At 36.0% G+C, this 19,754-nt stretch carries 15 protein-coding genes and 1 riboswitch; of the genes, 2 read left to right on the top strand and 13 right to left on the bottom strand.

Annotation, left to right across the window (positions count from 1 at the left end; genetic code table 11):
- Nucleotides 1-221 precede the first annotated feature (221 nt).
- The 5 genes from CSV79_RS11820 to CSV79_RS11800 form a co-directional block, all read right to left on the bottom strand.
- Nucleotides 222-1,862: a BCCT family transporter gene (locus tag CSV79_RS11820; protein ID WP_099689263.1), complete on the bottom strand. Its 1,641-nt coding sequence runs from the start codon at nucleotides 1,860-1,862 to the stop codon at nucleotides 222-224.
- Nucleotides 1,863-2,150: 288 nt separating this feature from the next.
- Nucleotides 2,151-3,341, bottom strand: coding sequence for a CaiB/BaiF CoA transferase family protein (locus CSV79_RS11815; RefSeq protein WP_099689262.1), 1,191 nt, complete (start codon nucleotides 3,339-3,341; stop codon nucleotides 2,151-2,153).
- Nucleotides 3,342-3,369: 28 nt separating this feature from the next.
- Complete coding sequence (locus tag CSV79_RS11810) at nucleotides 3,370-4,554, bottom strand: CaiB/BaiF CoA transferase family protein (protein WP_099689261.1); 1,185 nt, start codon at nucleotides 4,552-4,554, stop codon at nucleotides 3,370-3,372.
- A gap of 192 nt (nucleotides 4,555-4,746) precedes the next feature.
- Complete coding sequence (locus CSV79_RS17120; protein WP_233201429.1) at nucleotides 4,747-4,956, bottom strand: DUF5698 domain-containing protein; 210 nt, start codon at nucleotides 4,954-4,956, stop codon at nucleotides 4,747-4,749.
- 104 nt (nucleotides 4,957-5,060) lie between these two features.
- Nucleotides 5,061-7,172 carry an acetate--CoA ligase family protein gene (locus CSV79_RS11800; RefSeq protein ID WP_158232530.1) on the bottom strand — a complete coding sequence of 704 codons (2,112 nt, stop codon included), beginning with the start codon at nucleotides 7,170-7,172 and terminating at the stop codon, nucleotides 5,061-5,063.
- 833 nt (nucleotides 7,173-8,005) lie between these two features.
- Between CSV79_RS11800 and CSV79_RS11795 the strand changes: the two genes are divergently transcribed.
- Both CSV79_RS11795 and CSV79_RS11790 read left to right on the top strand, forming a co-directional pair.
- On the top strand, nucleotides 8,006-9,382 hold the full coding sequence (locus CSV79_RS11795; protein ID WP_099689258.1) for a sigma-54 interaction domain-containing protein: 1,377 nt from the start codon (nucleotides 8,006-8,008) through the stop codon (nucleotides 9,380-9,382).
- A gap of 487 nt (nucleotides 9,383-9,869) precedes the next feature.
- Nucleotides 9,870-10,832, top strand: coding sequence for an NAD(P)H-dependent flavin oxidoreductase (locus tag CSV79_RS11790; protein ID WP_233201428.1), 963 nt, complete (start codon nucleotides 9,870-9,872; stop codon nucleotides 10,830-10,832).
- Nucleotides 10,833-10,961: 129 nt separating this feature from the next.
- On the opposite strand, the gene CSV79_RS11785 is transcribed toward CSV79_RS11790, so the two are convergent.
- The 8 genes from CSV79_RS11785 to darT all read right to left on the bottom strand — a co-directional run bounded on the left by CSV79_RS11785 (nucleotide 10,962) and on the right by darT (nucleotide 19,390).
- A complete protein-coding gene (locus CSV79_RS11785) occupies nucleotides 10,962-11,498 on the bottom strand; it encodes a DUF6609 family protein (protein WP_099689256.1) in 537 nt (178 codons plus the stop codon).
- A 434-nt stretch (nucleotides 11,499-11,932) separates the two neighbouring features.
- Nucleotides 11,933-12,703, bottom strand: a complete 771-nt coding sequence (locus CSV79_RS11780) for an ABC transporter ATP-binding protein (RefSeq protein ID WP_099689255.1) — start codon at nucleotides 12,701-12,703, stop codon at nucleotides 11,933-11,935.
- Nucleotides 12,685-13,623 (bottom strand): ABC transporter ATP-binding protein, encoded by a 939-nt coding sequence (locus tag CSV79_RS11775; RefSeq protein ID WP_158232529.1) that lies wholly within the window; start codon nucleotides 13,621-13,623, stop codon nucleotides 12,685-12,687. Before CSV79_RS11775 ends, CSV79_RS11780 begins: the two co-directional genes overlap by 19 nt.
- The gene (locus CSV79_RS11770; RefSeq protein ID WP_099689253.1) at nucleotides 13,623-14,441 is read right to left on the bottom strand and encodes an ABC transporter permease; all 819 of its coding nucleotides are present in this window, start codon (nucleotides 14,439-14,441) and stop codon (nucleotides 13,623-13,625) included. Before CSV79_RS11770 ends, CSV79_RS11775 begins: the two co-directional genes overlap by 1 nt.
- Entirely contained in the window at nucleotides 14,438-15,382 is a 945-nt protein-coding gene (nikB, locus tag CSV79_RS11765) for a nickel ABC transporter permease (protein ID WP_099689252.1), read from the bottom strand. Before nikB ends, CSV79_RS11770 begins: the two co-directional genes overlap by 4 nt.
- Nucleotides 15,383-15,441: 59 nt before the next feature.
- Nucleotides 15,442-17,064 (bottom strand): nickel ABC transporter substrate-binding protein, encoded by a 1,623-nt coding sequence (nikA, locus tag CSV79_RS11760; RefSeq protein ID WP_099689251.1) that lies wholly within the window; start codon nucleotides 17,062-17,064, stop codon nucleotides 15,442-15,444.
- Nucleotides 17,065-17,182: 118 nt separating this feature from the next.
- Nucleotides 17,183-17,369: riboswitch (cobalamin riboswitch) on the bottom strand.
- 357 nt (nucleotides 17,370-17,726) lie between these two features.
- Entirely contained in the window at nucleotides 17,727-18,761 is a 1,035-nt protein-coding gene (darG, locus tag CSV79_RS11755) for a type II toxin-antitoxin system antitoxin DNA ADP-ribosyl glycohydrolase DarG (RefSeq protein ID WP_099689250.1), read from the bottom strand.
- A gap of 14 nt (nucleotides 18,762-18,775) precedes the next feature.
- On the bottom strand, nucleotides 18,776-19,390 hold the full coding sequence (gene darT / locus CSV79_RS11750) for a type II toxin-antitoxin system toxin DNA ADP-ribosyl transferase DarT (protein ID WP_099689249.1): 615 nt from the start codon (nucleotides 19,388-19,390) through the stop codon (nucleotides 18,776-18,778).
- Nucleotides 19,391-19,754 lie beyond the last annotated feature (364 nt).

Genomic DNA, 19,754 nt, shown 5'->3' with positions numbered 1-19,754 from the left:
TCTGCCATGGTCAAAAAACATCTTGCTTTCTTGCGGAAAGCAAAACTAGCCCTACATTCGAAGAAAAAATTCGAATGTAAGGGCTATTCGTGATGCGCACTACATAAGTGTGCTTTTTTATATTTCGGGCTTACTCTTGAACGTTTGTTTAGTTATCGTTATTCAGAGTAGTGTTTTAGTTCCGCGGTGCACAGTTTACTGGATCAATACTTTGAATTATTTTATATTTTATCCTCTTCACGCGCCGCAGCTACTTCTTCCTGTACATTTCGCACACCTACATCTATCAGTACATTAGGCTCCCTGAACTCCACTTCAATTTCATGAGCACTCTTTTTTCCATAGTCTTCTTTAAACCACTTGAACAAGGAAATTATTGCAAACAAATACACTAATAATATAGGTGTACCACTAATATTGGCGCTTGCTTTAAATGCTTCTATCGGTGCACCTGACATGATAAAACCAATAGGTAAACCCGTAAGAACTATACACCAGAACAATCTTAATCCTTTAGCCGGACTTTCTCCTAACTTTAAATTTCTCTGAGTGTTACTTGCAAGTGCAAAAGCTCCTGAATCCATTGATGTAGCAAGGAATAATGACGCTACTATTGTCCATGATATTAATATAAATAAGCCACCCGGCACCATTGTAAGAAATGTGGAAATAGCATTATCCGCACCTAATGTAGCTACAGATTCCACCATATTATATGTGCCGTCTAATTGATATGAAATCGCATAATTAGAAATGACTCCAAAGTAAAGAAGTGTTCCTGTTATTCCGGCAAGAAGCATCCAAGAAACAAGTTCTTTAATAGTTCTTCCTCTAGAGATCTTTGTAGCAAAAATCCAAAAGAAAGGAGCTGTTCCTAGCCAGAAACCCCAATAAAACATCGTCCATGCCTCAGGAAACCCTTTTTGATCGATTGGGTCCGTCCATAAACTCATTTCAACGAAATTATTTACCATAAACCCAATTGAGTTTGTTGTATTATTAAGAATAAAAGTGGTTGGACCTATAATAAAGAGAACCACAACAAACAAAATTGCGTAATAGGTATTCACATCCGCAATTTTAGAAAGACCTTTATCAAGCCCTAAATAAGAGCTGGTTATGAAAACAAGCGAGATAATAGACACAATTATAATAGTAAGTACGATGGTATTTTGGATGTTTAATATTTGTGCCCATCCATCACTCACCATATAAACTCCTGTACCAAAGGTGCATGCTAGACCAATCACTACTGTAAATATAAAACTAATATCTACAATTTTCCCTAAAAGACCGTTTGTATGCTTTTCTCCAAAAACCCCCAAAAGAACATTTGAGCATCTTAAACCAGGCCTTTTCTTAACATAATATAAGTAGGCCATTGATACAGTACCAACTGCATAAAAAGCCCATGGCGTTAATCCCCAATGAAAAAGAGCATATCCAAGTCCGGCCTCTGCCGCTTTAGATGTATAAGATTCAATCCCAAGGGGTGCATCAGCATAGTAATAAGACCATTCTATAACAGACCAGAATTGTAGGGAAGCTCCCATAGCACCGCAAAACATCATTGCACACCAAGTGAACTTTGAGAATTCAGGTTTTTCTGCACCAAGCTTCACCTTTCCGAACTTTGAAAAAATTAGATACCCACATAGAATAACAGATAAGAAACCTGTCCAAAGAAATAAGACACCTAACTTCGCATTAATAGTATTTCTCACATCCACAAAAAGGTTCATACCTTCCTTAGGATTTATTAGAACGTACCCAATAATAATTGACAAACCTAAAACTGATATTAATATAGACTTCTTATCAATACTAGTTTTCTTTTTGGTAGCAACGTTACTAACCTTCATATGATCATTCCTATCTCGTATGTTTGTTATTTTGAAATACAGAACTTCTTAAAATAAGCGAATAGAAACTAGTATTATTAATTTGGGTAGATTATAAGATTGATTTTCGAGACAACTTAATACATTTACAACAAATCAGCTAATTTTGTAATGTAAATAGATTAACTGTTTTTACTTCGGGATATTTATTTGTAAAAGTCAGATTTATAAAAGACGATGAAATTAGATGTATCACATAAAAAGAATAGATTGTTAATCAATCAAGTTGTTATTTTCGTAAGTCTTAGTTTATAAATAATTAATTACACCTGAACTTCTCATTTGTTTTATTTCATCATCTGAATAGCCAATCGACTCTAGAACCTCGACTGTACTAGATCCCAATAACGGTGCTCCACTTTTGATTATTCCTGGCGTTGCGGAAAATTTAATAGGTATACCCGGGGCTTTCATTATGCCAACTCCAGGATCATCTATATCTACAACCATATTCCTAGCTACAATCTGAGGATTTTCCATCATTTCTGGTACAGTCGAGACAGCAATACAAGGTATTCCTTTACTAATAAGCAGGTTTTGAAATTCCTCCTTTCTATAGGACCTAGTTATTTCTTCAATTTGTAATTTTAACTCTTGATAATTTGCAACACGATTTTCATTTGTTTTGAATTTAGCGTTTTCTATCCATTCTTGTTTATCCAATACATTACAAAATTGTAGCCATAAACGATCACTTGCAATTCCTAAAGATATAAATCCATCTTTTGCTTCAAATATATCATAAGGTGCACATCCTGGATCAGAATTTCCATATCTCTTTGGGATATTGCCTGTAGTTGCATATTCTAATATCGGAAAATCTAAGAGCGAAAATAACGAATCAAACATGGATACGTCTATTCTTTGACCTTCACCTGTTTTTTCCCTATGAAATAATGCCATGCAAATACCCATAAACAAGCTAGCACCTGGATAGCTATCCCCTAAAGCAGGCCCTGTTTTTAACGGCGGTCCCCCTTCAAATCCGGAAGTATACATAATTCCACTAGCCGCGGACGCTACATTATCATAAGCAGGGAACTTACTCATTGGTCCATTTAATCCAAACCCTGAAATTGATGCATAAATAATTCTTGAATTTATTCCTTTCAAAACATCGTATCCTAAACCCAATCTATCTAAGCTACCGACTTTGAAATTTTCAGTAACAATATCAGCATCTTTTACTAGTTGTTTAATAACTTCCTTGCCTTCATCACTCTTTAAGTTTATTTCTAAACTCTTCTTACCTCTACAAACGGTAGCAAAATAAGCACTATGTCCATTCTTTATTGGTGCCCATTCTCTAGCCTGATCTCCAGAACTATACCGCTCAATCTTAATTACTTCCGCACCATAGTCCGCCAAATGCATCGTACAAAAATTCCCACTATATGCTTGTGTAAAATCTATTACTTTAATTCCTTCAAGAGGTCCCATCTATACTTTCACCTTCCTCATTTATTTATTAAATAATCTTTTTATCTCTCAATTCGCTAATATCGGTTTGTGAATATCCAATGCTCTCTAGCACTTCTTCTGTATGATATCCTAATAGAGGCGCTCCTTTGTCAATAGAACCTGGTGTTCCATGTAATTTAACGTGTATTCCAGGAACTTTTACCTTCCCTAAAGACTTATCTGTTATTTCCACCAACATATCTCGTGCTTTTGTTTGTGGTAGTTCCAAAGCTTCTACTACTGTATTCACTTTCCCTGCTGGTATTTGATAGTGGTCAAGTTTCTGCAATATTTCTGATGTAGTTAATGTTTTTGTAATACTTTCAATAATAACTCTAAGACTTGTAAAATAGTTAGCACCTCTTTTTTCATTACTGTTGTATCTCTTATCTACTGCTAATTCACTTATGTCCAATGCCATACAGAAATTCTCCCACTGATTATCCGTAGAAATACCCAAAGATACATAGCCATCTTTTGTTTCTAACGTATCGTAAGGTGCAATCATTGGATGTGCATTTCCAACCCTACTAGGCATGACGTTTGCTACAGAATAATGTGCGATCTTATCCTCTAAAGCTGATACCAAGGCGTCTACCATACCTAGTTCCACTTTTTGGCCAATTCCTGTTCTTTCTCTATTAAATAAAGCCATATTAATTCCTGCTGTTAGATAGACAGCACTAAAATAATCTCCAACGGGTGGACCCATTTTTGTAGGCGGTCCATCACTAAATCCGGTGACATCCATTATTCCACTCATTGCTTGAACAACAATATCATATGCTGGATAATCTTTTAGTGGTCCAGTGCTACCAAATCCCGTCAATTGCGCGTAAATGATTTTAGGATTTATCTTTTTTATATCTTCATATCCTAATCCGTAACTTTCCATTGTTCCCGCTTTAAAATTTTCAACAATAATATCAGATTCCATTACCAATTTCCTAATAACTTCTACTCCTTCCTCTTTTCTCAAATCCAAAGTTATACTTTTCTTCCCTCTGTTCAAAAGAGAAAAGTATGCGCTACTACTTTCTTTAAATGGTGGCCAACTCCTAGCTGGATCACCATATTCTCGCCTTTCTATTTTAATTACTTCTGCCCCAAAGTCCGCTAGATACATTGTTGTCGCAGAGCCACCATGCGATTGTGTGAAATCAACTACCTTAATGCCCTGTAACGGTTTCATAATTAAATATCTCCTCCTTTTGAAGTGCCCTTAAACACGATGTATAACTATATTGTCATATAGTTATACATCCAAGTAATTTTGATAACGTATAATGTAAGTAATCTTTATATTTAGTAGTATTCTTCACTTTTCATTATTAATTCTTTCGACTCTTCCTTCTCCTACAAAAATCGTAACCCCATATCCTTCCTATCGCAATTTATCTATTAATATTTGATTTTTTGTAGGAAGATTAACAAATATAGACGAATAACCAATTGATAGTTTATGTTCGATTTTTGTCCCCACTAAAATACCAACACTAAATCCAAAAACATATACTAATGCTTCGAAAAGGCCTAGTACAGCTGCCTGTATTCGTAATTGTTTCACGATAAATATGGTGCGGATTGTAAACATTGGGACATATATTAACTGTAGTAAAAGAATTAGAAGAACACTCTTCAATTACTATCTCCTGTTAATTACCTTGTTACTTACCATTTCAATAAACATATAAAAGGTTAAACCGATATTTCTTCATTAATAGTTTTCCGAACAGATGCAAGAACATCAAGTGCTTTTACTCCAGCTCCTGTTGATCGGACAATTAACGGATTAATTTCAAATTCTACTATTTCCTCATAGTTACTTTCGGCCATCTCACCCATTTTTACAATTGCATTAACAAGACCCTCAAAATCAAGTGTTTCCTTCCCACGATAGCCTTGTATACTTTTCCATAGCATAGGTATTTCACGAATCATTTCCTTCGCTTTTTCTTGAGATATAGGTGGAATGGCAACCACTACTTCTTTGATCATCTCGGTATAGATTCCACCTATTCCAAATATGACTACCGGACCATAATGAGCGTCTGTTTTATAAGAAAGTATAGTTTCAAATCCATCGTGAATCATCTCTTGAATTAAATAGTATGGAGAGTTTAGCTTTTGCATACTGTTCCATGCTTTTGTTAACTCTTCAGCATTTCGAAGATTTAACGCTACTCCACCAACATCCGACTTATGTGCTAATCCTTGCGCTTTTAATACGACAGGATAACCAATTTCTTCTGAAGTTTGTATAGACTCTTGCAATGTATTAACCACTTTCTCAGTAGGTGCATGAAATCCATATTGTTGAAGAAGTTTACGTCCATCATCGTCATCAAGTAAAGTCGGCTGATACTCAAATACTTTCTTGTTCACCGAATAAATTGGTGATTGTTCCTTCTTTTCTAAGAAATCTCTGTATTGAAACATTGCACGGCACGCTACAAGTGCATTTCGACTACCACGTATTGCCGGAATACCTGCTTCATCTAAAATAGCCAATACACGTGGATCAAAATCTTCTTGAATATGACTGAAATAAACGAGTGGTTTATCCGTTTTTTCTCGTAATGCCGCTAGACACCTTGCTGGGGTTCCTGTAAAGTCAAATTCATGATCACCTTGCCCATCCGGTGCATCAATGGCAACAGCGATAATACCTGCATCAGAGCCTGTTGCTAGTGCTTCTAAACATATTTTTGATACTTCTGAAAACTCTTTCGAGCTTTTCCCCCAAGTATCTAGCGGATTAGATAAAGGTATGAGTTCAGGCAGTTTATTCTTGAATTCCTGTTTAACAACATCAGAGAACTCTGGAAAATCAACTCCATACTCTCCTGCTAAATCAAGTGTCATTCCCGCTTGTCCTCCGGATACTGCAAAAGAATATACCGTGTTGTTAGTAGGTGCGTACGGCTGTGAAAATAATTGTGCAGTTGCAACTGCTTCATCAATATCAGAAACAAATATAACGCCATGCTCTTCGAGGACTAATTTTTCAACTTTATAATCACCTGCTAGTGCTCCCGAATGCGCGTTGGCCATAGCGGATGCCTTTTTCGTCTTACCAACTTTGATTGCAATGACTGGTTTTTTATATTCAGCACACAAATTAAGCGCTTTCAAAAACTCCTCATGATCTCTCACTGCTTCAATATATAAAATAATAACTGAAGTTTTTGGATCCTTCGCAAGCAAACTAATGTAATTACACATCTTCAGTTCTACTTCGTTACCCGTCGAATAAATTTTACTTAAACCAATGCGTGATGCAACGAACGCATCGAGCACTGATCCACTCTGTGAAATTATGGATACTTGTCCTTTTTGAATCGGACGCTTCGGTCTATTTAAAGTCCCAATGTATGGAGTAAAGCCATTATGCAAATCAACATATCCCATACAATTTGGTCCAATGACACGCATCCCCGTCTTGGAGGCTTCTTTAAGAACAATTTCCTCAATCGCCTTCCCGTGTAAGCCACTTTCACCATAACCCCCGCCTGGAATAAAAAGGACTTTAGCTCCCACATTTACCGCTTGTTTAGTAACGTCAATCATCATTTGTGGATTTACAAGTCCTGCAACCATATCAATTTGCTTACCGATGTCAAGTAAAGAGTCATAACATTTCATTCCATTAAGACTCTCATATCTTGGATTGACTAAAAAGATCTCTCCTTCAAAACCAAAGTGAAATAGATTCTCTAACATAATTTGGGTTGCAAATCGATGATTCGCTCCTACAAGGGCAATTGACCGTACAGATCCTGACAACATAATTAAGTTTTGTTCTTTCATTTTCATTCCTCCATTGAGTGATTAATATTTTAATTCGCTAATTTTTTTACAATATCGCTATATTTTGCTTAACTTTCTTTTATGATTCCCCTTTCTATAGTGACACTTAGTAGTAATTGCAAGTTTCATGCCAACTCTAAATTTTCTTTCAATTCTCGTGAAAGTCTATACTTTCTTTGCTTTCCGCTTATATTTCAATAGTTTAGGAAGCATCCATCGTGAGTTGAAATCGTTTCATTGAAGTGAAACAAACTCAGTGCCACTATTTATGATGATTAATTTTTCAATAGAATTATAAACTTACTTGGTTGCTGTCTAGACATAAGGAAAAATCTAAAATCAAAGATCCCCTTATGTATAAATAAAATGCTCCTAATTCACTGCCACTGCCATTGACATCTCCCTATATAAGTTACTTTTGAAAACAAACAAATCTTGCGCGAAAATCAGCTTATTTTTCATACCTCAATATCCTCTGTTTTGTTCAAATATCGCCCGTCTTATTTCAGCAAATAAGGTGTGTAAGACTTACTTCCAGTCTTGGGTTAAATTGTTGTTCCACACTTAAGTTCTATTGGCAATCGTCTGGCGAGTTCGTTCCAAGCTTCTAGCAATTTCTCCGCGTTCAGACAGTGATATGTATTTAAATTTAAGGCTTTGTGTGGTATTCTCTGGGTGTGCCATTATAAAATCCTTTCATTAATTATCCCTTTAACTGCAATGACAGACCAATTTTTAGAATGGCCATTTCTTATATGAATTTAGGTGACTAAGTTTATATTACAACCAGCAAAATTACACATTTGTGACAGCTAGAATCGGGGGGGGATTAAATGGACTGGTCAAAAGAAAATTATTACCACTTATCAAAAGAGACTATGTTCAAAATCTTAGAAAACTATCCTAATGAAATATTTGTTACGGACAAAAATTTAAATATAATTTACACTAATTCAGTTTCAATAAAACAATATGGTATATTGCCTGAGCAATTAATAGGGAAAAACTTTTATGACGTTTGGGACGGTTCATGGTATCCAACCGCATTACCAATTGTTTATAAGGAGAAAAGAAGTGTTACGATTGAACAAGTTACCTTTACAGGGATAAAAATCATCTCCGTTGATGTACCTGTTTTTGATGAAAATGATGAAATTGAAATGGTTATATGCGGTTCTCAAGCAAACATCAACAATTATGATATTAGTTTTTCCACTGTAGAAGATAATAGTATAAATCATATGATTCGAAGGCAGAATGACTCTGAATTTGTTGACTTTGTAACTAATTCACAAATTATGAAGTCTTTATTTGATTCAATAACAAGAATTGCGGACAAAGATATCTCAGTTTTGATTCAAGGTGAAAGTGGTACAGGAAAAAGTATGTTAGCTAAGTATATTCATGAGCTAAGCTCTCGAAAGGACTTTCCATTTGTCACCATTAACTGTGCTGCAATACCCGAAAACTTATTGGAATCAGAACTTTTTGGTTATGTTCCACATGCATTTACTGGATCTAATCCTAAAGGTAAAAAGGGATTAATAGAGCTTGCTAATTCTGGAACATTATTCTTGGATGAAATTGGTGAACTGCCTTTAAATATGCAAGCAAAGTTATTAGATGTTATCGAAAACAAGCGGTTCTATCCAGTAGGTGGTACTACATTTAAAGAAGTAAATATATGTATTATCGCAGCGACTAACCAAGATCTTCAAAAATTAGTTGAAGATAAAAGGTTTAGAGAGGATTTATATTGGAGATTAAACATTTTTGACATTTATCTCCCCTCGCTGAAAGATAGAAAGGAAGATATATTACCTTTATGTAATTACTTTTTAAATAAGTTTAATGAAAAGCATTCTCAACAAAAAGTTCTTTCTGAAGAAGCAGCAAGAAAACTTATAACTTATAATTGGCCGGGAAATATTAGACAGTTAAAGAATATTATTGAAAAACTAACTATTATTTCTCCAAAACAAGTAATTCAGATGAATGATCTACCTAATATCATTATTAATAATCCTATTGAAGCGGTTACGATAGGAAAATTTGATTATTTGGTCGAAAACTTTGAAAAAGGACTGGTAACCAATGCATACAATAAGCATAGATCATCCAGAAAGGTCGCTGAAGTGCTTGGTATTAGTCAAACTAAAGCACTTAGACTGATCAATAAGTACTGTATCCGAGAAGCAGAAGTGGAGTAAGGCTTACCACAAACTTTATAACTATTTGCTCTTATTACTCCATCTTTCATACAGTAAATTTGGCAAGCTAGCCTAGATTTATCAAAGTGAATTATTAATCCATTGCTATAGCTGACTTTCAAACATTTTTGCTTTAATCCGTTTTATGGCATCTTAAAGAACTCGATTAATTGCTCTAATGCAATTGATCGAGCTTTTTCAAGATGTCTTGAAAAAGACAATATCTACACTAAAGAACTTATCTAAAATCATCTATAACAATGGATCGCTGGCCTATCCAATTATATCTAGGCTTATCCGCTGATTTCGTCCTGCGAAAGCAAAGTTAAAAATAGATTGACCGGTCAATTAATATACTTTACAATTAGGTATAGTATTCAGAATAGTTAGTACTAGATCTATATTAGAAGAAGTAGTCACGAAGTACATGACGTTTGAAAACTTAATAACCAGAAAATCAATACAATGATAGAAAGAGGAGATTCCTGTGAAGAATAATCGAGTTTGCAAGATGCTAGACATTAGATATCCAATTATTGAGGGTGGAATGGCATATGTCGGTAACGGCTCATTAGCAGCTGCTGTTTCAAATGGTGGAGGATTTGGTCAAATTGGTTCAGCAGGAGGAACACCTGAAAGTTTTGAAGAAGAAATTTTGATTGCAGCTACGCAAACAAAATTCCCATTTGGTGTAAACCTGCCAATAAGCGAGCATAAAGACAATACACCTTTTATAAATGTCATTGAAAAGCATAAAGATAAAATAAAAGCGATTAGTATTAGTTCAGGTAACCCTCTTCCTTATATACCGATTTTCAAAGAAATGGGTATTATCACAATGATTCTAACTTCATCAGTAAAACATGCCGAAAAAGCTGAAAAGGCTGGAGGAGATATAATCGTCTGCGAAGGTTATGAAGCCGGCGGATATAACGGTGGTGCAGAGTTAACAACTTTCGCTTTAGTTCCACAAATCACACAAAAGGTTAACATTCCAGTTATAGCTGCAGGAGGCATTTCGAATGGAAAAGGAATGATTGCTGCTATGAGTTTGGGGGCGGACGGAGTTCAATTGGGAACACGCTTTGTCGCTACAACAGAGTGCGTAGCTCATGAAAATTATAAGCAACTTCTGATCCAATCCATGGACGAAGATACGACTATTTTAACAAGAAGTATGGGTGGAGTTATGCGTGTTATTAAATCTGATTACGTTACTAAGGTTCAGGAGATACTTCATACAGATTCCTCTCCGGAAGTAGTATTGCCTTATATAAGCGGGGCTATTAACAAAAAGGCAGCGATTGAAGGAGACCTTTTAAATGGTTGGGTTAATGCTGGTCAGGGAGTAGGGTTAATTGAGACGATTGAAAGTGCTGAGCAAATTGTAGGAAGAATTATTAATGAAGCTACTATTGCAATTGATAAAGTAAAATCGATCAAATTCTAGTTCAATACCAACTTACACAGGACGAAAAAGGAAAATCAACTCAGGTACCAGATCCCTAAACAATTCTGAATTGTTCGGGGATCTGGCGCCTATCATTTGAAATTATTTATGAAAGTTATGTTTTATCATTTAAAGTGGACTATTCAACTGACGTCGCATACATAGCATGTTAACCCCAATGATAACTTTTATACTACCGTCAATCGCTGCGAACAATAGGAAAGGGACACTGAGTAAAAATATGCCGACTAGCGAGTTTACTATTGTTAATATGCCTAATATGAGCATTAGTTTTCCTTGAGAAAAGTAAAAACCAAAGAAATGAATTCCAATAACGACAAGTATACATAACCATAGGAATCTTAAGTCATCAATGCCTATAACTAACCCAATAACTGTGCACAAAATTATAGTGAATATTATCGAATAGTTATCCATTTTATCTTGAAACTTGGAATTCTTCCCATATGATAGTTTTCTATTTACATAAGGCAAACCAAATATAAGGAAATAACCAATAAAATAACCAAATCCCATAATAAAAGGCTGAATGAATAAGTCACCACCAATAATCGCTGAAAAAATAATAATAACCCCAATATAAACGAGCCATACCCCTACGACCCTTTGATTATTATATTCTATATGACGCTTTCTTCCATCCATATTCCTACCCCCTATCTTTGGCTACTTTCTATTCCTTCAAAATTTGGAGCAATTGCTGAATAAGTATAGTTCTACTATCCATACGTTCGCCAATTGTGGAAAGATTCATTTTTCAAAATATTACAAACGCATCAATTGTGTCTCGCCCCTTTTATTTCACTCTCTCAGTTACTATACTGCAGATATTCATAAAAATTCCCAAAAACTAGACTCTTTTTAGGTTTATTCAATAAATAAAAGCACCGCTACATGCGATGCTCGTTAACCTAGGCACTAGATCCCTATTATTAGTTGAAGTCTCTTATGAAAGTTATGTTTTCGAAAGTCCCTTTTACATTTGGCTCTGTTAAATACAATTGTTGATAAAAGATTACTATAGAAAAATAACACATAGCGGTAGTCATTTTGATAGGTAAGACGTATGATAGCTTTTTTTAAAATAAAGTGGGTAACCTCGCTTGGAGTAGTTTTTTTGATTGATGCTCTGTCAGCTCTTCTACTCTAGTCACCTGCTCTATAATCTTTCCTTTATGCATCACAGCAATCTGATCTGCTAAATAAGACACAGCTTGTAAATCATGCGATATAAAAATATATGATAAATGAAGTTTTTCCTTTAACTGCTTCAATAAATGGAGTATTTCCACTTGAATAATTGCATCTAGTGCACTAATTGGTTCATCTAGTATAATGAGCCTCGGCTTCAAAGCAATGGCTCTTGCAATATTTATACGTTGAAGTTGCCCACCACTCAATTCGCTTGGTCTCTTTTCACCATACTCTTCCTGTAAACCTACCATTGAGAGAAGTTCATTTATATAGGCTTGTTCTTCTACCTTCGTTAGCTTTTGAAAGTTTCGAAGGGGTTCGGCAATTATCTGTTTCGCTGTCATCCGAGGGTTTACTGCACCATAGCAATCCTGAAACACAACTTGTATTTCTCGACGTATAGCAGAGGGGATTTTCTTAGTCCCGTAAAGTTCCGTGCCATCTACAGTAATAGACCCAGAACTAGGGCGTTCAACGCCAAGAATCATACGACCTAATGTACTTTTCCCAGAACCACTTTCTCCAATAAGCCCTAAGCATTTCCCTGTATTTAAAGAAAGAGAAACATCTGAAACTGCCTCGAAGATCACTTTCTTTTGCATAAACGATCCAACTACATAGCGTTTAGCCACATGTTTCACTTCGAGGAAGGACATACAGACTCCCCCCTTTCAATCTGTATACACCGCACTTGATGATGCGGTGTTACTTCTACTAATGGAGGTAAAGATTGACAAGACACTTGAGCATAAGAACAAGCAGAAAAATAAGGACAGCTATCATATTGCACGATATGTTTTACTAGTTTCTCGCTAATACCTTGTCCAACTTCCGCTTGTAAGAGACGCTTTGTATAGGGATGTTTTGCCGATTTTATAAGTGTTGTTAATGGTGCTTGCTCTACAATAAAGCCATTGTACATAACCGCTATCTCATCCGCTATGTATTGAATAACCGCTAGATCATGTGAAACGAACAACATACCGACATTTGTCTGTTCCACAATTGCTTTTAATTCCTTTAGTACGGTCAGTTGATTCGTTGTATCAAGAGCTGTTGTAGGTTCGTCTGCGATAATAAAGGCTGGTTCTAATGCTAATGTCATCGCCATCATAATACGCTGAAGCATACCACCACTTAGCTGAAATGGATAGTGCGAAAGAATCTGCACAGGTAGTAGCCCCATTTTTTCTAAATTGGCCTCGGCTATGGCCTTAGCCTGCCGCTTTGAAACCGCTTGATGAGCACGTATCGTTTCGATAAAGTGACGTTCAATTGTACGTACAGGATTAAATGCAATCATAGGTCTTTGCATAATAACCCCAATTTGTTCTCCACGTAATCGACGTAATTCTTCTTTTGAAAAGGATTTCAGTTCTTTTCCATGATAAGAAATGGAACCCGACGATGTTACTCCTTCTGGCAATAAATTGACAAGGGCCATCGCTGTCATGGTCTTACCTGAACCACTTTCACCGACTACACCTAATACTTTCCCTTGTGTTAACTTAAAAGAAACATCTCTTACTAGCGTAGCTTCCTTAGTCTTGATCGTTAACTGTTGCACTTCAATCATTACAGTCTCCTCTCTACCTGTAGCCATTGTCGCAAGGATTCACCAAATACATTAAATGAAATTACGACGAAAAAAATTATTAAACCTGGATACATCATTTGCATCGGGTGACTTCTAAAATATGGCTTACTATCATTTATCATCATGCCCAATTCCGCATTTGGTGGCTGTACACCCAGTCCAAGAAAGGATAGACCTGAAATGGATAAAATAACTCCGCCAATATCCATGAAAAGTAAAACAATGACGGAAGATAAAATTGTAGGAACGATATGCTTTATGGCGATTTTAAATGGACTTGTTCCACAAATACGAGCGACCATAACAAACGAACGTTCCTTCACACTTAGTACCATTCCTCGAATAAATCGTGCGTAAAAAACCCACTGCACACAGACCATCGCTAAAATTAAATGCCCATAGCTAGGACCAAGCATTCCAACAAATGCCAACGATAATAAAAAGCTTGGAAAAGCCATCAACATATCACAAATACGTATAAACCACGTATCAATAATTCCACCCATATATCCCGCAAAAATACCTATTGGCACACTAATACAGAACGTAATACTCATCACGATACATGCAGTGCTTAAAGATGTACGTGCTCCAAATAATAAGCGCGACAGTTGACAACGCCCTAAATGATCTGTACCAAGTGGATAGCCCTTAGAAGATGGCTGTAGTTTTTGTGTCAAATCTACATAATATGGATCATTTGGAGCTATGAACGGTGCAAAAATAGCAACAGCTGTAAATATTACAAGTACTGTCGCACTGACAATTAATAAAGAATGCTGGCGAAATGTCTTCATTTTATCCGATCATCTGCCAGTCGAATGCGTGGATCTAGCCACCCACAAAGAATATCTACTAGTAAATTGGTTAGAAAGAAAACAATTCCTAATAGTAAAACGCAAGCTTGGATCATTGGATAATCTTGATTGACAATCGATTCTACTAATAATTGCCCCATACCTGGCCAAGCAAAAATGTTCTCCACAATTATCGTTCCTCCAAGCATATTACCAAAGCTCATGCCAAGGCCAGTTAATGTCGGGGAAGCTGCTTTTTTAAGAATATGCCGCCAAACAATCGTGCGCTCTTTCAAACCACGTGCCTGTGCATATAATATAAACGGCTCCTCCAACACTTCGATTGTACTGGCTCTTATTAAACGTAAATACGTTCCAATATAGCCAATAGCCAATGTTGTTGCTGGTAACACAAAGTGCACTACTGATCCTTTTCCAAGTACAGGTAATAGGTCAAACTGTACAGAGAAAAAGTACATAAGTAGAAACCCTAACCAAAACGTAGGTAACGACACACTGCTAAAAGCAAAAAGCTGCGTCAATTTGTCAAACCATTTTCCTCTATGTAAAGCAGACGTAACGCCTAGTGGAATACTGCAAACAATAATCAATAAAAACGCAACGGTTGTTAACTGCAAGGTCGGTAAAAAATGAAGCACCATTTCATCTACGACTGGCCGTTTTGATATAAAGGACGTTCCAAAATCAAACTGCAGTACATTTGCTAGCCATTGTACATATTGCATGATAAGTGGCTGATCTAGTCCCATTTTCACACGTAATGCTTGAACAACTTCTTCAGAAGCCTGAATATTTGATACGCGTAAATACGTTAATACAGGATTACCAGGTATTAGCTGTATAAGCAAAAACGTAATGATCGACAAACCAAAAATGGACGGTATTGCCCCTAGCAATCGTTTGTATATAAAACGAATCATAAGTCAACGCCTCTCTATAAAACAAACGCCCATTCCGAAAAGAAATGGGCGAAATTAATTTAGTTTTTCATATCAATAGTTGTTGTTGGTATTTCTACTTCTTGTGGCAAGAAATCTACACCCAGTATATTTTTCTTGTAAACTGCGATATTTGATTGATATGAAATGGGTAAATATACCGCTTCCTCATGAAGCATCGTTAAAATTTGATGATATTGTTTAATGCGATCCTCTTCAGTTGTTGTTAATAATACTTCTTTAATACGCGTATCCAACTCTTTTTTAAAGGATAAGCCTGATAGTGCATAGTAATCTGGGCCGCCACCAGAAGAATCGGTTGTGATGGAAGCTAAATAAGAGTGCGGATCAAAAGGGTTCGCCCAAGTTGCAGTGAATAAAATATCATAGTGGCCATCAAAAGCCGTTGTCCAGAATGTATTTGATTCTTGACTTGTTAATTTCACATCGACGCCAATTTTACGTAAGTCCCCTTGCACAAATTCCGCTATTGACTTTTGAATATTGTCCGTACTTATGAATAACAGTTCGAGTTGTAAAGGTTGACCATCCTTTTCTCGGAATTCCTTACCCTTTACAGTTTTCCAGCCTGCTTCATCTAATAAAGCTGTTGCTTTCTCCACATCATACGCATACGGATCAACTTCTACATTTGTATACGTTAAATTTTGCGGGAATAACGTATCTGCTTTTCTTTCTATTCCATAGAAAATATTATCGATGACCGCATCCTTATCAAAAGCATGCTGCAACGCAAGTCGTATATTTTTATCACTCATTGTTTCACGATTCGTATTAAATAACAGTGTACGGGTAGCTGTTGGTTCTGAAATTTTTGTTTCATATTTTCCAGATTCTTTTAAAAACTTAAAGGAATCTTGGCTAATTACACCATTGCCAAAAATCATATCTAGTTCACCTTTTTCAAAGGCTAGCACACGAGATTCCCCGTCAGTAATTACTTTCACAACTACTTCGTCTACTTTAGGCTTTTCACCCCAGTACGTATCGTTACTCTCAAAAATAGCGTACTCATTTTCTTTGTGTTCTTTTAATACCCATGGGCCTGTACCAATTGGCGCAGTTAAACCATCCGTAAATGTATCCCCACTTGCTGGGAAAGCTGATTCTGCAACAAAACGTAGGGGTCGCACATACGTTAATTCTTGAAGCGTTGGATAATAAGCATGATGTAACGTTAACTTAAATGTATAGTTATCGATGACTTCTGTAGTTTTAATTTGATTAATCAAATCAATCCAATCATGCTGTTCACGGTTGGCAAGTACGGCATCAAAATTTTTCTTCACTATGGCTGCATTAAAAGCGGAGCCATCTGAGAACTTCACATCATCACGCAAATGAAATATGTACTCTTTCCCATCTTCCAATACATCCCAGCTCTTGGCTAGCCATGGTTTAATTTCTCCATCTTCACCATAATAGACAAGAGATTCATAAACCATTGCTTGCGAAAAAAACTCATTTGGAAAATAAGTGTGTGGATTTAAATCACCAATATCCCCAGACCAAGAAAAGGTAAATACTTTCTTGTCATCTTTTGTAGCTGCTATTTTATTTTCATCCTGTTGAGAACATCCAGCAAGAGCTAATATAATAGTCAGCACAATGAGGGAAACTGCCCATATATTTCTTTTTTTCATTTCTTCACTCCTATTTTTTTCATAAAAAAAAGTATTTTTAACTGATACAGTTAAAAATACATCATAATGCTAGATTACGTATTTCTTACAGTACCCCCCTATTCTCCGTAGGTTTAACGGTATCTCCAAAAAATAGGCAGGTATTCTGACTGAGGTTCAACATCTTTTGTGCCTTCCCAGATCTCATGACCCAGTGACATTTACAAAAGACTTCCCTTTACAGCGGCGGGACCGTATCGGATTTTCACCGATTTCCCTTTTAAGTATCTATGTAACATATATACACCTATTCGAAACAATATTTAGTTTTCACTTGACTATCTTACTACAAATAAAATTAAATATCAAAATGATAGTAGTTTACCAATTGATAGGCTGCCTAAAAACCAAAAATCCTATATCTGTAACGTTAACCCAGGTACCAGGTCCCTAAACAATTCTGAATTGGTCGGGGACCGGGTACCTGTTATTGAACGGTTTAAGCGACTTATAGAAATTAAAGAACGTTATGTGGAAGAGTTTGAGGGGAATGGATTGGATCGGTTGGTTATTAAGAAAGATTAAGGTACACAACTACCAAGAAAACCCTACAAATGAAGGGTTTTCTTGTGTGTTGGTTATTTATCCGTTCCCTAGAATGAATCGTGCACAACATACTCTATTCAAGAAACTAACTTCACTTCGTGTGATAGGTATTCCCATACTTCGTGAATATGTTCAACTGAAAATATTCTCTTCTTTCGTTCATTCCAATTTTGAAGTTCTTGGACAACGTATGCCATATTCTGTGCTTGAGAAGGTGAATGCTTCATAATCCAATACACACTGGAAAGTAATTCGAGTCCATAAGGATTTTCAAAGCCATCTATTAATTGCTCGAGCTTTTCTAGCTGTACCAAAGATGTCGAGTCATTCTGTAGATACAAGTGCACATCATCCATCACGTCGTCCAGTATATAAATTTCTGAATCCGTTGTACGATCACCATATCCACGAATCATATGTCCTTCCATTCGTTGCAGTACATGATTCAAATTTTCTGCATAGGGTCCATAATGACTTTTCTGAAATCGAAGTCTAGGTAACGCATCGATTTCAAAAAGAAAATAAGCAAGTTTTTGTACTTCTAACTGCGACAGCTTATATCCAGGTCCCTTATAAGAATTCATCGCTGCTAATAATAATGCTCTACCTTTTGTCATTTTAGGTGGCTCTGTACGGACAATCATCTTATCTACTTGGGGTGCACCAAATGGTTCATATAAATGCACGTCAACAGCTTCATCTTGAAATGCATCTATAATAAGCGGGCGAACGACAGCCCAATCTAAACCACCATTGCCACATCCTACTGGTGGTAATGCAATCGACTTGATATTATTTTCTTTAATCACACGTTTTAAGTCCTCTAACCCCTCCTTGATAAAATCCAGTTTCGAAGGATTCCGCCAATGCTGCTTTGTAGGAAAGTTAATAATATATTTCGGATTTGTTAAACTAAAAGTAGGGACTATATGCATTTGTCCAACGTGTACCTGTCCATTCTTACAGTCTTTTGCATATTGTTTAAAAACATCTGGAAATGCTTGTTTAAATTGAAGAGCGATCCCTTTTCCCATGACGCCAACTGTATTTACTGTATTTACATAAGCTTCCGCTGAATCTTCTAGTAAATTACCCTGCACAGATTTAATCATGCTTCATCACTCCTTTAGAAAAAATAATCTGGTCGTATCCCAATGAAGATATCTTGGTCTAAATCATTTAAGATTTTCCTTAGTTTTAATTCTGCTTCCTTATTATATACAGCAAATCCAATACATGACGACATAGATAATTGATTATAAATCAAGAATTCTGCTTGCCGCTTCATTTTACGATTTGGATAATCAATATGATCATGCCAATACTTTGATTGCATAATATCCCAATCAATTTGATCCAAATCCTGTAGATTCGAATAAAAGTTTGTTAACCTCATAATAGCATGGCTATCTGTAAAAACGTAGTTATTTTCATCACGATGAACATTTTGAGTATTGGTCATAAAATATACAATTTCCTCTTGTGAAATTCCGCCATTTACAATTGCATATAACATCGGAGACCGGGGTGCAAAATAAAACGGTACATAGTCATGAAGGTTACCACCAGGTGAAATGGGTACTATTTTTTGACCACGCTTATCTTGTATATCTATATTTGCAACATCTTGATAGCTTACGCTTTTTTTGTGGATTAGTGAATGGGAGTATAACCCATTACTTTTTACTATTGATGGGATATTGTTAATATGTGTCATGTGATACAGTAATTTATTCAGCATGTAATCTTCACCTCCAGAGTAGATTCATGTAATTCTATGGTACCATCTTTCAGTATTCACTCTAGTTACATCAAACAACATTTCAGTACTTTACATACCCTCGGTAAAGCACTGGTTCACCTAGTATAAAGTCGATAGAATCTTTTTTTCGAATGATACATAAAGACTTTGTACTGTTAATGGGGCAGAGGCTTAACAAATTAACTGTACAATTTACTGTCCCAAATTTACCTCTTTTTAGATTTTCAAGGAATCACGAGTTGGACCAAGGAATTTATAACTAAAGCGGAAGATCTCTAAACAGTTCTGAATTGTTCGAGGATCTGGTACCTGTTTTTAAATTGGATTTCACGGGAGTTGCAGG

Source organism: Sporosarcina sp. P13, from assembly GCF_002743055.1.
Lineage (GTDB): Bacteria > Bacillota > Bacilli > Bacillales_A > Planococcaceae > Sporosarcina.
The sequence above is the reverse complement of the archived record's forward strand: the minus strand, read 5'-3'. Positions and strand labels throughout refer to the sequence as shown.

What these genes read in the sequence shown, in the direction of transcription:
- nikA (WP_099689251.1), bottom strand. Translation starts at nt 17,064, where the DNA reads ATGAAAAAAAGAAATATATGGGCAGTTTCCCTCATTGTGCTGACTATT.
- CSV79_RS11785 (WP_099689256.1), bottom strand. Translation starts at nt 11,498, where the DNA reads ATGGATGGAAGAAAGCGTCATATAGAATATAATAATCAAAGGGTCGTA.
- CSV79_RS17120 (WP_233201429.1), bottom strand. Translation starts at nt 4,956, where the DNA reads ATGTTTACAATCCGCACCATATTTATCGTGAAACAATTACGAATACAG.
- CSV79_RS11780 (WP_099689255.1), bottom strand. Translation starts at nt 12,703, where the DNA reads ATGTCCTTCCTCGAAGTGAAACATGTGGCTAAACGCTATGTAGTTGGA.
- nikB (WP_099689252.1), bottom strand. Translation starts at nt 15,382, where the DNA reads ATGATTCGTTTTATATACAAACGATTGCTAGGGGCAATACCGTCCATT.
- CSV79_RS11795 (WP_099689258.1), top strand. Translation starts at nt 8,006, where the DNA reads ATGGACTGGTCAAAAGAAAATTATTACCACTTATCAAAAGAGACTATG.
- CSV79_RS11800 (WP_158232530.1), bottom strand. Translation starts at nt 7,172, where the DNA reads ATGAAAGAACAAAACTTAATTATGTTGTCAGGATCTGTACGGTCAATT.
- CSV79_RS11820 (WP_099689263.1), bottom strand. Translation starts at nt 1,862, where the DNA reads ATGAAGGTTAGTAACGTTGCTACCAAAAAGAAAACTAGTATTGATAAG.
- CSV79_RS11815 (WP_099689262.1), bottom strand. Translation starts at nt 3,341, where the DNA reads ATGGGACCTCTTGAAGGAATTAAAGTAATAGATTTTACACAAGCATAT.
- CSV79_RS11810 (WP_099689261.1), bottom strand. Translation starts at nt 4,554, where the DNA reads ATGAAACCGTTACAGGGCATTAAGGTAGTTGATTTCACACAATCGCAT.
- CSV79_RS11775 (WP_158232529.1), bottom strand. Translation starts at nt 13,623, where the DNA reads ATGATTGAAGTGCAACAGTTAACGATCAAGACTAAGGAAGCTACGCTA.
- darG (WP_099689250.1), bottom strand. Translation starts at nt 18,761, where the DNA reads ATGATTAAATCTGTGCAGGGTAATTTACTAGAAGATTCAGCGGAAGCT.
- darT (WP_099689249.1), bottom strand. Translation starts at nt 19,390, where the DNA reads ATGCTGAATAAATTACTGTATCACATGACACATATTAACAATATCCCA.
- CSV79_RS11770 (WP_099689253.1), bottom strand. Translation starts at nt 14,441, where the DNA reads ATGAAGACATTTCGCCAGCATTCTTTATTAATTGTCAGTGCGACAGTA.